Below are 13,558 nucleotides of genomic sequence, written 5' to 3'. Positions count from 1 at the left end.
TGCCGACGATTTTGAAGGGGGGATTTTATGCCTTGGAATGATGGCCTGACAATTGGAACGCCAGCTTACGCAATTGCTTCTTCGGCGAATGTCCGTATCCGCGTCGTAGCTGGACCCGGGACTGGCAAGTCATTTGCGATGAAGCGCCGCGTCGCACGACTGCTTGAGAGCGGCGCAGACCCTGCCACGATATTGCCTGTGACGTTTACTCGAGTTGCGGCGGAGGACCTCCACCGGGAACTCGTCGGTATGGGTGTTCCGGGGTGCGATGACCTTGAAGGCGTGACGCTCCATAGTCTCGCATTGAGGATGTTGATGCGGAATCACGTTCTGGGTGCGACAGGACGAGTGCCGCGTCCCCTCAATGAGTTTGAACTTGAACCTCTAGTTTGCGACCTGATGGCCCAACATGGGGGCAAGAAGGCGGTGAAGAAGCTTCGAATGGCCTACGAGGCAGCTTGGGCTCGTCTCCAGCACGAACAGCCGGGTTATGCATTGAGTGCGGAAGATGCCGCATTTCAGGCGGACTTGCTGTCTTGGCTACGTTTCCACGAAGCCATGCTCATCGGCGAGGTTATCCCTCAACTGTACAGCTATTTGCATTCGAACCCTGCGGCAGAAGAGCGAAGCGAGTTCGCCCACATTCTGGTCGATGAGTACCAAGACCTCAACAGAGCCGAACAGGGCGTCATCGCGCTTCTATCTGGTGCTGCCGAGGTGTGTATCGTCGGCGATGACGACCAGTCCATTTACAGCTTCAAGCACGCTCATCCGGACGGGATTCGCGAGTGGCTGAACATAAATGCGGGTGCAGATGATCTCGGCCTGGACGACTGCCGGCGATGCCCGACAAGGGTTGTGCAAATGGCGAACAATCTCATCGGGCACAACGTTTTGCGTCCGGTGCCACGACCTTTGGTGCCTATGCCCGCAAACGGCGTTGGGGATGTCCGCATCGTACAGTACCAGACCATTGCACAAGAGGTGGCGGGCGTCTCGGCGCTCGTGTCGGGGATGATCGCGAACGGGACGCCAGCCGGTGATATCCTAGTTCTCACGCAAAGCCGGGCGTTCGGAAATCCTCTTTACGAGGCACTTGTTGCTCAGGGCGTTCCGACGAAGTCCTACTATGCGGAATCTGAGTTAAACCACATGCTTGCAAAGCGTTCGTTTGCACTGCTCAAACTTTTCGCCAATCGACAGGACAGGGTTGCCTTACGATGGCTCGTTGGTATTGACGGAAACAATTGGCACGCGGCGGGATATCGTCGTGTTCGAGAACACTGTGAAAACACGGGGACAACCCCCTGGGATGCCATGGTGCAGCTTGAGAGCGGGGCGCTGCACCTTCCCCATACCGGAGCTATCGTGCTGTCGTTCCGAGAAATTCTGCAAGCGTTGGCCGCGCTTGAAGCGCTGCCAGACCTCAACGCAGTCGTGGATCAGCTCTTCCCACAAGGGCAGAACGAAACGCGCGATATTCGGGAACTCGCAATAGCCGTCCTGGCTGAGATTGAGGACGGTGAAAGGGAAGCATTTGTACGAGAACTTGCCATAGCTATTAGCCAGCCAGAAATCCCGACGGAAATTCAAGATGTCCGCATAATGAGCTTGCACAAGAGCAAGGGGCTCAGTTCCCCGATTACTATCATTGCAGGCTGCGTACAGGGACTACTTCCGCGCCAAGCGGACGCTGACCTGACGCCAGCGGAGCGGGCGCAGCATCTTGAGGAACAACGTCGACTATTCTACGTCGGCATCACCCGAGTTAAAGCTGTTCCGCATGATCAGAAGCCCGGAACTCTTATTCTCACTTACTCTCAACGGATGCCACTTGCCGACGCGCTCGGTGTCGGCATAGCGCCCGCTCAGCAGGTCTATGGAGATGCGATTTTGCACGCTAGCCAATTTATCCAAGAGCTTGGTCCTGCAGCACCAGCGCCAATTGCCGGATAGATTCAAGAAACCGGGACATCCCGACGCCCACGGACTCCCGCCCCCGGCCCAAACTGTGAGTGCCGTTGATGGGGGGAGGTCTGGCGGGGTGCCGTGCCGATTAGTAGGGCACGCGGTGAACTGTAGGCTGCTAGTAGTGTCGCGGGATCAAATGGGTGGCAACCGGGTAATACCCTGTGCTACCTCTCAACTCTTGGAAGTGGATTCTGGCCAATGGCTTGTCCAGTAGGGTCCAACGATTTCGTAGAGCATCTAAATCTCTGATATTGCTACGAAAAACAATTCGTAATGATGGGGTCACGTGTTCGAGTCACGTAAGCGGCACCACTTTTCCAATTTCTTCGAGATTGATCCGCCAAAGAGCATCTTGGCACTCAGACGCCAGTGCGACACTTTCCGAGCACCGAAGCAGAGGATATCCTTTCCGCTGACCGCCGAGCCGCACATTGCGGCAAACATTCCCGGCATGTTGCTGAACGAGACCGGCATGGCACAGCTCGCCAGGTACGGCGACTTCGGCGGGCAGGAGGAATTCCGCCGACATTACGACAAACACTGCTGACGCTGGAAAAGGCCGGTATCGGGAGACCGGGCTTCCGCTCACCCGATATCACATCAGTTGCGGCCCCCGCCGTACGCAAGACATGGTCGGCGGAGGCTGCACTGTGTCGTAACGCTCAGCGGTAACGATCCGAACGCCCGACGCTTTCGTAGACGAAGCCGTGGTCGGCGACATGCGCCGGCGAATAGATGTTGCGGAGGTCGACCAGGACCGGCGCGTTCATCAGGTCCTTCAGCTTGGGGAAGTCGAGGACACGGAACTCTTCCCATTCCGTAATGATCACGAGCGCATCGGCTCCGTGCGCCACGCTCTCGGCGTCGTCGCGATAGTCGATCTCCGGCATCAGTTCGCGTGCCGTTTCCATGCCTTCCGGATCATAGGCCTGTAGCAGCGCCCCCTTGTCGAGCAGCGCCTGGACGATCGAGAGCGCAGGAGATTCCCGCACGTCGTCGGTGTCGGGCTTGAAGGTCAGCCCGAGAATGCCGATCGTCTTGCCGCGGACATCGCCGCCGACCGCTCTTTCGACCTTGCGGGCCATGGCACGCTTGCGGGTCTCGTTGATGCCGACGATCGTCTCGATGAGACGGATCGGCTTGTTGTGGTCCTGGGCCGTCTTGACCAGCGCCAGTGTATCCTTCGGAAAGCACGAGCCGCCATAACCCGGGCCGGCATTCAGGAACTTCCGGCCGATACGGCTGTCGAGGCCCATGCCCAGCGAAACGTCCTGGACGTTCGCCCCGACCTCCTCGCAGAGATCGGCGATCTCGTTGATGTAGGCGAGCTTCAGCGCGAGGAAGGCATTCGCCGCATACTTGGTGAGTTCGGCGGTGCGGCGCGAGGTGAAGACCACCGGGTGCCTCTCGGAATCGAGCGGGCCGTAGACCTCGGCCATGACCGCTTTCGCGCGATCATCATTCGATCCGACGACCACCCGGTCCGGGGCCATGAAGTCGGCGATCGCCGCCCCTTCCCGCAGGAATTCCGGATTGGAAACGACGGCAACGTCGGCATCCGGATTGACCTCGCCGATGATCCGCTCGAGGTGATCACCAGTGCCGACCGGAACGGTCGACTTGGTGACGAGAACGGTGAAGCCGCGCAGCACTTCAGCCACTTCGCGCGTCGCGGAATAGACGTAGCTCAGATCCGCATGGCCGTCGCTCTTGCGTGACGGCGTGCCGACCGCGATGAACACCACATCCGCATCCGCGACGGGGCCGGCAAGTTCCGTCGTGAAGTGCAACCGCCCGGCGGCCACGTTGCGGGCGATCATCTCCTCCAGACCGGGCTCGTAGATCGGAACCTCACCATTGTTCAGCCGGTCGATCTTCGACGTTGCCTTGTCTATGCAGACCACGTCGTGCCCGAACTCCGACAGGCAAACTCCAGAAACCAGACCGACATAGCCGGTACCAATGATCGCTATCTGCAAGATGCACTCCACTCTTAAAGGGTCACCCGGGTGCCGGTACTGCCGCGAACCGCAACGACGGCCGGCGGAGTTCCGGCCTCAAACCAAAATTCCGGACGGCCGCACGGTGTCTGGATTAGCGCAACTGAACGGGAAAACCAAGCATTAGCGCCGGAGTATAAGCCTTTCGGGCTAGCGCGTACGGACTGGTCGTGAGGCGCGACAAGCACAGGGATTCGAACGGAAAAAGCGGCGGCGAAGACCCACCGTGCGGTGCCGCCCTAAGCCCAATTTGCTAGAGAGGAGAAAGGGCCGCGTCGCCCATCGTGGAGAGGACAATCGCTGCGTGCGGCCCGCCCGCGGAACCGGGCGGCCGCCAATACAATAACGTCCGGCGGGAGACAGCCCGCCTCGTTGACGTTTACGTCAATGTTAGATAGACGTGTTCTGTCTTGAACGGCGAGATCAAAGGCATAATCTCGTGGTCGGGCGACGAGGAGGAAATGCACGCCGCCCGCGCGGGTGAAGCGTGATGCATACTACCGGGGAGGAAAAGCATGTCGGACGTATCAACCCGCCGCAGTGGCCACGCAGCGGAGAAGATTTGGCTTGCTTCCTACCCCGAAAGCGTGCCGGCCGAAATCGCGCCGCTGGAACATGCGTCGCTCGGAGCCCTCTTCGAAAGCAGTTGCCGAAAATATGCCGACCGGCTTGCTTTTTCGAGCATGGGCCGGGGCATGACGTTCCGCGAGCTGGACGCCCAGTCGCGCAAGGTCGGTGCGTGGCTTCAAGCGCAAGGACTTGCCAAGGGCGACCGCGTTGCCGTGATGACGCCGAACATCCTGCAGAACCCGGTAACGGTCTACGGCATCCTTCGTGCGGGTTTCGTCGTCGTCAACGTCAATCCGCTCTATACGCCGCGCGAACTCGAACACCAGCTTAAGGACTCCGGCGCCAAGGCGATCTTCGTACTGGAAAACTTCGCCCATACGGTTGAGCAGGTCTTGCCGCACCTGCCGCTGAAGCACGTGGTAGTCGCGACCATGGGCGACATGCTGGGCCTCAAGGGCCACATCGTCAACTTCGTCGTCCGCAAGGTCAAGAAACTGGTGCCGGCCTGGTCCATCCCGCAGCACAAGAGCTTCCGGCAGGTTCTTGCCGAAGGTGCCCGCCAGACGTTGAAACCTGTGGAGGTGAAGGGTAGCGACGTTGCCTTCCTACAGTATACGGGGGGCACGACCGGCGTTTCGAAGGGCGCAACACTCACGCACGCGAACCTGCTCGCCAATAAGGAGCAGATCATGGTGTGGCTCGAGGCGATCTTCACGATCAAGCCGCGGCCGGAGGTCATGACCTTCATCTGCGCCCTGCCGCTCTACCACATCTTCGCGCTTACCGTGAATTCGCTGATGGGTATCGCGACCGGCAGCCACAACGTCCTGATCGCCAATCCGCGAGACATTCCGGCCTTCGTGAAGGAATTGCAGCAATACAAGGCGCATGTCTTTCCCGGCCTCAACACGCTCTTCAATGCGCTGATGAACAATCCGGATTTCCAGAAGCTGGACTTTTCCTCGCTGCTGCTGGTACTCGGCGGCGGCATGGCGGTGCAGCGGCCGGTTGCCGAGCGCTGGTTCCGGATGACCGGTTGCCCCATCAGCGAGGGTTACGGCCTCTCGGAAACCTCTCCGGTGGCAACCGTCAACCGGCTCGATTCCAACGAGTTCTCCGGCATGATCGGCCTGCCGCTTCCCTCGACAGAGATAGAAATCCGCGACGAGGACGGCAGGACGCTGCCTGTCGGCGAAGTGGGCGAGATATGCATTCGCGGTCCGCAGGTCATGGCGGGCTACTGGCAGCGACCGGAAGAGACGGCCAAGGTCATGACCGACGACGGCTTCTTCCGATCCGGCGACATGGGCCTGATGGACGAACGCGGCTACGTGAAGATCGTCGACCGCAAGAAGGACATGATCCTGGTCTCCGGCTTCAACGTCTATCCGAACGAGATCGAGGAAGTGGCGGCGATGCATCCAGGCGTTCTGGAATGCGCGGCGATCGGGATCCCCGACCAGCATTCCGGCGAGGCCGTCAAGCTCTTCGTCGTCAAGAAGGATCCGCAGCTGACCGAAGAGGCCCTGAAGGCGCATTTCACGGCCAACCTCACGAACTACAAGCGCCCGCGCTACATCGAATTCCGGAGTGAGTTGCCGAAGTCGAACGTCGGCAAGATCCTGCGCCGGGAACTGCGTGACGGAAAATAAATCGATTGAAATAAGGGGGCGTCTCGGCCTCCCCGTGTCTTGATCCGGTCTCACGCGGCTAATAAGGTCCCGGCATCGTCGTCGAAACAGGGACATTCCGATGCAAGCCATCATCGACAAGCTGACGAGCACCGTCGCGGCCACCCGTGCCGAAGACCTTCGTGCCGCCTTTGCCGCCGATCCGCAGCGTTTCACGCGCTTCAGCGTGACGCTCGGCGACTTGCTGATGGACTTCTCCAAATGCGCCGTCAACGACGAGGTTCTCGGTCTGCTCGAGGAGCTAGCGGCCACGGCCGGCATTGCCGAAAAACGGGACGCGATGTTCGCCGGGGAGAAGATCAATTTCACCGAAGGACGCGCCGTTCTGCATACGGCGCTGCGCAACCGCTCCAACCGCCCCGTTCTGGTCGACGGCCGCGACGTCATGCCGGACGTCAACGCGGTGCTCGCGGCGATGGGACGTTTTGCGGAAGATCTCCGCAGCGGCCGTATTACTGGCGCGACCGGCAAGAAGATCACCGACGTCGTCAACATCGGGATCGGCGGATCCGATCTCGGCCCAGCCATGGCAACGCTGGCGCTCGCCCCCTATCATGACGGACCTCGCCTCCATTTCGTCTCCAATGTCGACAGCGCACACATCGCTGACACGCTGAAGACCCTCACGGCGGAAACCACACTCTTCATCGTCGCCTCGAAGACCTTCACGACGATCGAGACGATGACGAACGCCCGGACGGCACGTCGCTTCGTCGCTGGCGCGCTCGGCGAGGAGGCCGTCGGCCATCACTTCGCCGCTGTCTCTACAGCCCTCGATGCGGTCGCAGCCTTCGGCATTTCGGAGGATCGCGTCTTCGGCTTCTGGGACTGGGTCGGCGGTCGCTATTCCGTCTGGTCAGCGATCGGTCTCTCTCTGATGATCGCGATCGGCAACGAGAACTTCGGCCATTTTCTGGACGGCGCTCATGCGATGGACAATCATTTTCGCACGGCGCCACTGCGGGAAAACCTGCCGATGCTGCTCGGCCTCATCGGTTTCTATCACCGCAACGTTCTCGGCCACGCCTCGCGCGCGATCCTGCCCTATGACCAGCGGCTCTCCCGCTTTGCCGCCTATCTCCAGCAGCTCGACATGGAATCGAACGGCAAGAGCGTGACAGTCGACGGCAAGCCGGTCGCCGGCAATTCCGGTCCGATCGTCTGGGGTGAACCCGGCACCAACGGCCAGCATGCCTTCTACCAGTTGCTTCATCAGGGAACGACCGTCGTGCCGGTCGAGTTCATGATCGCCGCCAACGGCTTCGAACCGGAGCTGCGTCATCAGCATGAGCTTTTGATCGCCAACTGCCTTGCCCAGTCCGAAGCCTTGATGAAGGGCCGCACGCTCGCCGAGGCGAAGGCCCAGCTCAAGGCGAAGGGCGTGAGCGAGGCCGAAGCCGAGCGCATTGCGCCGCATCGGGTCTTTTCCGGCAACCGTCCCTCGATCACCTTCGTCTACGACCGGCTCACCCCGTTCGCGCTCGGCCGGCTGATCGCTCTTTACGAACACCGTGTCTTCGTCGAAGGGGTGCTCTTCCGCATCAACTCTTTCGATCAATGGGGTGTGGAACTCGGCAAGGAACTCGCGACCGCGCTGCTTCCGGTGGTCGAGGGCAGGACGGCCCCTTCCGGCCACGACAGTTCGACGGCGGGACTGGTCAAGGTCCTGCTCGATGGTGCCCGGCGTTGAGAGCTATGACGCAGTGGTACATTGCGGCACCGCCGTCAGACCTGCCTTCTTCAGGATCGCCCTCAGATCAACGCCTCGCATAATCGGCAGATACTCGCCGCCGGCGCTGGGTTGAAGCCAGATATCCAGCGGCAGTGGCTTGCCATCGGCCGGAAACGGCTCGCTCCAGCAGCCACCGGCGAGGCTAACGGAAATATTGCCGCTGCCGCGGCGCCCGGCTTGTTTCACATCGCGGACCTCCTGCTGGAATTTCAGGACGGCTTCGACCTCGCGGGGGGCAAGGCCAAGCGCGATCACCTGCTGCCCGGACTGCAGGGGCGGCAGCGACTGTAATACGGCAGCGGTACCAGGCACGATCTCCAGGTCATAGATTTTGGAGCTGGCGAGCTTTCCCGTTTCCGCCCAGCCGAATCCGAGACGCGCATCGCCCGCTTTCAGCCGCAGCGCAGCCGGCGCAACGAGCGCGACCCGGAATTGCCCGGGGTCCGCGTCGAGTGGTGAAAGAGCGGCCAGCTTGGCTGCGCTGGAGATCCCGCTCGGCATGCAGGAAGGCAGTCCGACTATGGCGGACGTAATGAGTGCGAGGGTGGCGAAAGCCTTCTTCATGAAATCTCCATTGCTCGATTGACGAGAAATAATTATTGTAATACGATAATTTTTGCAACCCACACAGCAAGAGATTTTCCAATGGCCCTGAGTCCCCACGTCCGCGTCAAATCGATAAGCCGGAAAATGAAACTGTTGATCGTGCTGGCGGCGGCAGGCTTCGTGTCGGGGTCGGCTTATCTCACGTGGATATTCGTCTTCGACATCGGAAGACTGAAAGAACTGGTCATTCACTACCCTCTCTCCGGTATCGAACCGGTGACCCTGACAAGCTATGCGCTTGGAGGGCTGGCCATCATCGCTAGTGCGAACGCAATCCTGATCGGCACGGCCATATGGACGCTCTGGACAATGTTCGACCATTTCGAGAAGGGCGAAATCTTCGCAGGAAGGAGTGGCGTCCTTCTGCGCCGCACTGGTTATCTCGCGCTGATCGGAGGCTTTTCGGGTTTGCTATCGCGCACGCTTGCGGTATTGGTGGCCACCTATGAAAATCCGCTGGGACAGACGATGCTCTCCATCGGGATTTCCAGCACGGATATTGGATTGTTGATCCTCGCCGGACTTCTGTTCGTCCTCGGCCATATCATGGTGATCGCGACCGGGATCGAGGAAGACAACCGGAGCTTCGTTTAACGCATGCCGATCGTCGTGAACCTGGATGTGATACTGGCCAAACGGAAAATGCGATCGAAGGAACTGGCCGAGATCGTCGGGATCACCGAGCAGAACATCTCGCTGCTGAAATCCGGAAAGGTCAAGGGCGTACGGTTCGACACGCTGGAACGGATCTGCCAGGCGCTCGAATGCCAACCAGGCGACATTCTCGAGTATCGGCCGGAAGTCTGACCCGCAGTCAGAAGACAGGCGGCGAAATCACAGTCCGATCTCGTGGGCGAAAGGTGGATTTGCGCCAGCGCGCGACACGGTGACCGCCGCTGCCTTTGCCCCAAGTGCCAGCGCAGCTTCGATGGCCTTCCCGTCGATTGCCGCGACCTTCTCCTTGGTCAACAGGCCCTGCATCTTCAATGAGGCGAGAATGCCGGCGTCGAACGTATCGCCGGCACCGACGGTGTCGACCACCGTCACGCGCTCGCTCGGCACGGAGACCTTGAACCGATCCGTATAGCCGGTCGCGCCCTCCGCACCGCGGGTGATGACGACGAGCTTGGCGCCGAGATCGAGCCAGTGGCCGGCAAGTTCGTCATGATCGCCCGAAAGTCCGAACCATTCGAGATCCTCGTCGGAGAACTTGATGATGTCGGCCATGGCCGCCATGCGGTTGAGGCGTGCGGCATGGGCCGCCTTGTCCTTGATGAAGCCCGGACGGATGTTCGGATCGAGCGAGATGACGCGGGTCGCGTGTTCACGCGCCATCAAGGCCTCGTAGGTCGACCCGCAGGGCTCGGGGATCAGGCTGATCGCGCCGAAATGCAAGGCCTCGCAATCGTCACCGAGGGAAGGCAGGTCGCTTTCGGTGATCATCCGGCCCGCAGTGTTCTCGTCGTAGAACGCGTAGGTCGCCTGCCCGTTGACGAGCTTGACGAAGGCGATGGTCGTCGGCCGTGGCAGCGTCGCGCAATAGGAGAAGTCGACATTGCTCGACTTCAAAGTCTCGCGCAGGATGTCGCCCATCATGTCGTCGGAGAGGCCCGTGAAGAAACCGGTCGGAATACCGAGCCGTCCGAGCGCGATCGCCGTGTTGAAAATCGCGCCACCGGCATAGGGAGCGAAACCCTTTTCGCCGAGCGTGGTTTCACGCGGAAGCATGTCGATAAGCGCTTCGCCGCAACACAATATCATACAAGCCTCCCGCTCGCCCTTGACGTTTCAATCGATTTAAAGCAATCCGCCCGGGATTGCCAGCCCTTCGTCAGGAAAGAGAGGCGACGCCGCCATTGCGCGCCGACCAGGCGAGCGGCGCATCGAGGAAGGCTTCGACCTCGGCGAGGGTGTTCTCGTCGAAGAGCTTCTGCGCACGCGCGACGGCAAGGACCTCGCGCCAGGTGGCGATGTAATGCAAGGTGACGTTGCCGTTGACGAAACGCTCTTTCGCCTCGGGGAATATCCCGTAGAAGAAGAGTGCGATCCCGTGCTCGACGACACCACCGGCTGCGCGCACGGCATCGATGAACTTGAACATGCTGCCGCCGGCCGTCGTCAGGTCCTCGATCACCAGCACCCGCGCGCCTTCGGGCATATGGCCCTCGATCTGGGCATTGCGGCCGTGGCCCTTGGGCGCCTTGCGGACATAGATCATCGGCAGGCCCAGACGGTCGGCGAGAAGCGCAGCAAAGGGAATGCCTGCCGTCTCGCCGCCGGCGATGCAATCGAACTGCTCGAAGCCGGCATTGCGCATGACGGTCGCGGCGGCGAAATCCATCACCGCCGAGCGGATGCGCGGATAGGATAGCAGTTTGCGGCAGTCGATATAGACCGGGCTCATCATGCCCGAAGAGAGCTTGTAGGGCTTGTCGGCGGAGAAATGCACCGCCTTGATCTCCCAGAGCATCCTGGCCACCAGTTCGGCCATCACGGCCGGTTCGGGAAATGTCGTCTGAATCATGCGCCCGCTCCTTGATCGTCCTCATCAGGCGAATAGCAGCATGCATCGGTGGATGCTAGATAGTGCCGCCATTCAGGGGGAAACGTTGGTGCGGGTTTCCACCGTTTCAACCCTGTGCAGGAAGTCGGCCATTTCGACCCGGTTACGGCCGTTGCGCTTCGCCTGATAGAGGGCCGCATCGGCGAGGCTGAGAACTGCGTCGAAGCTGTCCGTCTCCTGCGTGCCGAAGGCAATGCCTGCGCTCACCGTGCATCGCAGCACCGCCTCCCCGATGCGGATTTCGCGCGCGGCGAAGCTTCGGGCGATGTCGCCTGCCACACGTTCGGCGCGGCCCGGCAAGATGTTGGCGAGTATGACGGCGAACTCCTCTCCCCCGAGACGAGCGACAGTCTGCTGGCCCCCGGTTCCGGTCGTCAGCTCCTCCGCAAATATCCGGATGACCGCATCACCCGTGGCGTGGCCGTGCTCATCGTTGATCGATTTGAACCGATCAATGTCGAAGACGACGACCGCCGTCCTCGATCCGACCGGGCGGCCAGCGACGTGGTCGAAAAGCGCCCGGCGATTGAGAAGCCCGGTCAACGCATCGGTATTGGCCTCGTGCCGGTGGCGCGCGGCCAGCCGCCACTGATGAAGCGCCAGCGACAGCGCGCCGATACCGGACATGCCCGCAATGCAAATCGCGATATTGAGATCTTCCGCCCAATTGTCCGGTGCATGGCCAAGAACCCACTGGCGTTTCTGAATCAGCACCGCGGCGCACAGCGCGAAGGAAATTCCGCTGAGAACGTAAAGGAAGACCATTCCGGCAAGCGGTCCCGGCGCCTCCGCACGCGCGCGCCAATATTGCCATCCCGTGCCGATCAGGAGTAGCGCGGTCGCCGCATTCATGAAAATGAAGCCCAATCCATCCAGCCCACCGGATATCAGTGGCAGCCCGGGCACAATGGTGGCGACCGAAAGAATGATCGATCGCTTCCAGGGAGTTCGACCCGTCCGGAACTGTAGGGAGGCCGCGTAGATCATGCTGAAGCCGATCATCAGGAAGGTATAGGCGAAAGACGCCCTCAGAAAACCCGCTTCCAGCGTGTAGGAACTGTAGACAAAAATACCGATGACGATGAAGAACAGCGCGACGACCAAGGTCAGCAGGAAGGAATCCGTACGACGCGATACCCAGGTTCCCAGAAGGGTTACCATCAGACAGGTCGCGGAAAAACCCAGGGCGAGCAGAAGAGAATTATAGTCAAGCATCATGCCAAGCGCTCTCTTCTGCGTGAAACCGCCACCGATCTGCCTTGACGAAGGCTAACCGCCGGTTCTCTCCAAAAGGTTACCCGGATCGTGACAATCCTGGCAATTCGCGGTCAATTCAACGGACCCGCCAAAATAGGGGGAACATCGGATCGAAGACCGTCACCGGACCCGCTCCCGTCTCGATCTTGGCAGGGAAGACGACCGGTTCGTCACCCTTCTCCAGCGTGATCGTTTCCTCGTTGGCGGCAAGGCCGTACCAAGCCGGCCCGTTCAGCGACACGAAGGCTTCGAGCTTGTCGAGCGCGCCCTCCTGCTCGAACACATGGGCAAGGCAGCTCACGGTGTTCGGCGCACAATAGATGCCGGCGCAACCGCAGGCGCATTCCTTCGCCGGATCGACGTGAGGTGCGGAATCGGTGCCGAGGAAGAAGCGAGGATCGCCCGACGTCGCCGCCGCCCGCAACGCCAAGCGATGGCTCTCGCGCTTGGCGACAGGCAGGCAATAGTAGTGCGGGCGAATGCCGCCGACGAGGATCGCGTTGCGATTGATGATCAGGTGATGGGTCGTGATGGAACCGGCAAGATTGGCGGTCGAGGAGCGGATGTAGTCGACGCCGTCGGAGGTCGTCACATGCTCCATCGTCACCTTCAGTTCCGGCAGGCGCCGCCGCAGCGGATCGAGTACCGTCTCGATGAAGACGGCCTCGCGGTCGAAGATGTCGACCTCCGGTGTAGTGACTTCGCCGTGGACGCAGAGCGGCAGGCCGATCTTCGCCATACGCTCCAGGACCGGCATCACCTTGTCGAGATTGCGCACGCCGCTCGCCGAATTGGTGGTCGCACCGGCGGGATAGAGTTTCACCGCCGTGATCAGCCCACTGCGCTTGCCCTCCTCGACGTCGTCGGGGTTGGTCTCCTCCGTCAGGTAGAGGGTCATCAGCGGCTCGAAGCTGTGACCGTCCGGAAGCGCATCCAGAATACGGTTGCGGTAATCACGCGCATCTACCGTCGTGACGACCGGCGGCACGAGGTTCGGCATGATGATCGCGCGGGCAAAATGCCGGCTCGTGTCGGCGATCACGCCGCGAAGCATGGCGCCGTCACGCAGGTGCAGGTGCCAGTCGTCGGGGCGGCGGATGGTGAGCGATTGCATGGCGTGCCTCCGGCAGGTGTCATCGGGCCGTCGATACCACGACCAGCCCACCGG

General features: G+C 60.8%; 12 protein-coding genes. 6 read left to right on the top strand and 6 right to left on the bottom strand.

Features of this window, described 5'->3' with window-relative positions; translation table 11 throughout:
• Positions 1-27 precede the first annotated feature (27 nt).
• Positions 28-1,956 (top strand): UvrD-helicase domain-containing protein, encoded by a 1,929-nt coding sequence (locus DFR48_RS06680; RefSeq protein ID WP_114362416.1) that lies wholly within the window; start codon positions 28-30, stop codon positions 1,954-1,956.
• Positions 1,957-2,323: 367 nt separating this feature from the next.
• Entirely contained in the window at positions 2,324-2,518 is a 195-nt protein-coding gene (locus DFR48_RS06675; RefSeq protein ID WP_147273512.1) for a hypothetical protein, read from the top strand.
• 115 nt (positions 2,519-2,633) lie between these two features.
• Here the strand turns inward: DFR48_RS06675 and DFR48_RS06670 are convergent, their stop codons facing one another.
• Positions 2,634-3,950 (bottom strand): UDP-glucose dehydrogenase family protein, encoded by a 1,317-nt coding sequence (locus DFR48_RS06670; RefSeq protein ID WP_114362414.1) that lies wholly within the window; start codon positions 3,948-3,950, stop codon positions 2,634-2,636.
• A gap of 536 nt (positions 3,951-4,486) precedes the next feature.
• Between DFR48_RS06670 and DFR48_RS06665 the strand changes: the two genes are divergently transcribed.
• Together DFR48_RS06665 and pgi are read left to right on the top strand one after the other, a co-directional pair.
• Positions 4,487-6,193 carry a long-chain fatty acid--CoA ligase gene (locus DFR48_RS06665; protein WP_114362413.1) on the top strand — a complete coding sequence of 569 codons (1,707 nt, stop codon included), beginning with the start codon at positions 4,487-4,489 and terminating at the stop codon, positions 6,191-6,193.
• Positions 6,194-6,293: 100 nt separating this feature from the next.
• Positions 6,294-7,922, top strand: a complete 1,629-nt coding sequence (gene pgi / locus DFR48_RS06660; RefSeq protein ID WP_114362412.1) for a glucose-6-phosphate isomerase — start codon at positions 6,294-6,296, stop codon at positions 7,920-7,922.
• A gap of 3 nt (positions 7,923-7,925) precedes the next feature.
• Here the strand turns inward: pgi and DFR48_RS06655 are convergent, their stop codons facing one another.
• The gene (locus DFR48_RS06655; RefSeq protein ID WP_114362411.1) at positions 7,926-8,528 is read right to left on the bottom strand and encodes a hypothetical protein; all 603 of its coding nucleotides are present in this window, start codon (positions 8,526-8,528) and stop codon (positions 7,926-7,928) included.
• Between the two features lie 81 nt (positions 8,529-8,609).
• Between DFR48_RS06655 and DFR48_RS06650 the strand changes: the two genes are divergently transcribed.
• Together DFR48_RS06650 and DFR48_RS06645 are read left to right on the top strand one after the other, a co-directional pair.
• Positions 8,610-9,164, top strand: a complete 555-nt coding sequence (locus DFR48_RS06650) for a DUF2975 domain-containing protein (RefSeq protein WP_114362410.1) — start codon at positions 8,610-8,612, stop codon at positions 9,162-9,164.
• A 3-nt stretch (positions 9,165-9,167) separates the two neighbouring features.
• On the top strand, positions 9,168-9,377 hold the full coding sequence (locus DFR48_RS06645) for a helix-turn-helix domain-containing protein (protein WP_114362409.1): 210 nt from the start codon (positions 9,168-9,170) through the stop codon (positions 9,375-9,377).
• Positions 9,378-9,404: 27 nt separating this feature from the next.
• On the opposite strand, the gene DFR48_RS06640 is transcribed toward DFR48_RS06645, so the two are convergent.
• From DFR48_RS06640 to pyrC, 4 genes are all read right to left on the bottom strand, one after another.
• Complete coding sequence (locus DFR48_RS06640) at positions 9,405-10,331, bottom strand: carbohydrate kinase family protein (RefSeq protein ID WP_114362408.1); 927 nt, start codon at positions 10,329-10,331, stop codon at positions 9,405-9,407.
• A gap of 70 nt (positions 10,332-10,401) precedes the next feature.
• Complete coding sequence (locus DFR48_RS06635; RefSeq protein WP_114362407.1) at positions 10,402-11,094, bottom strand: orotate phosphoribosyltransferase; 693 nt, start codon at positions 11,092-11,094, stop codon at positions 10,402-10,404.
• Between the two features lie 72 nt (positions 11,095-11,166).
• The gene (locus DFR48_RS06630; protein WP_114362406.1) at positions 11,167-12,351 is read right to left on the bottom strand and encodes a diguanylate cyclase; all 1,185 of its coding nucleotides are present in this window, start codon (positions 12,349-12,351) and stop codon (positions 11,167-11,169) included.
• Positions 12,352-12,466: 115 nt separating this feature from the next.
• Positions 12,467-13,504 carry a dihydroorotase gene (gene pyrC / locus DFR48_RS06625; RefSeq protein WP_114362405.1) on the bottom strand — a complete coding sequence of 346 codons (1,038 nt, stop codon included), beginning with the start codon at positions 13,502-13,504 and terminating at the stop codon, positions 12,467-12,469.
• Positions 13,505-13,558 lie beyond the last annotated feature (54 nt).

This window comes from Ciceribacter lividus (assembly GCF_003337715.1).
GTDB classification, from domain to species: domain Bacteria; phylum Pseudomonadota; class Alphaproteobacteria; order Rhizobiales; family Rhizobiaceae; genus Allorhizobium; species Allorhizobium lividum.
The sequence above is the reverse complement of the archived record's forward strand: the minus strand, read 5'-3'. Positions and strand labels throughout refer to the sequence as shown.

Excerpts from the sequence above, each read along its gene's own strand:
- DFR48_RS06680 (WP_114362416.1), top strand. The coding sequence starts at position 28 with ATGCCTTGGAATGATGGCCTGACAATTGGAACGCCAGCTTACGCAATT.
- DFR48_RS06665 (WP_114362413.1), top strand. The coding sequence starts at position 4,487 with ATGTCGGACGTATCAACCCGCCGCAGTGGCCACGCAGCGGAGAAGATT.
- pgi (WP_114362412.1), top strand. The coding sequence starts at position 6,294 with ATGCAAGCCATCATCGACAAGCTGACGAGCACCGTCGCGGCCACCCGT.
- DFR48_RS06655 (WP_114362411.1), bottom strand. The coding sequence starts at position 8,528 with ATGAAGAAGGCTTTCGCCACCCTCGCACTCATTACGTCCGCCATAGTC.
- DFR48_RS06650 (WP_114362410.1), top strand. The coding sequence starts at position 8,610 with ATGGCCCTGAGTCCCCACGTCCGCGTCAAATCGATAAGCCGGAAAATG.
- DFR48_RS06645 (WP_114362409.1), top strand. The coding sequence starts at position 9,168 with ATGCCGATCGTCGTGAACCTGGATGTGATACTGGCCAAACGGAAAATG.
- DFR48_RS06640 (WP_114362408.1), bottom strand. The coding sequence starts at position 10,331 with ATGATATTGTGTTGCGGCGAAGCGCTTATCGACATGCTTCCGCGTGAA.
- DFR48_RS06635 (WP_114362407.1), bottom strand. The coding sequence starts at position 11,094 with ATGATTCAGACGACATTTCCCGAACCGGCCGTGATGGCCGAACTGGTG.
- DFR48_RS06630 (WP_114362406.1), bottom strand. The coding sequence starts at position 12,351 with ATGATGCTTGACTATAATTCTCTTCTGCTCGCCCTGGGTTTTTCCGCG.
- pyrC (WP_114362405.1), bottom strand. The coding sequence starts at position 13,504 with ATGCAATCGCTCACCATCCGCCGCCCCGACGACTGGCACCTGCACCTG.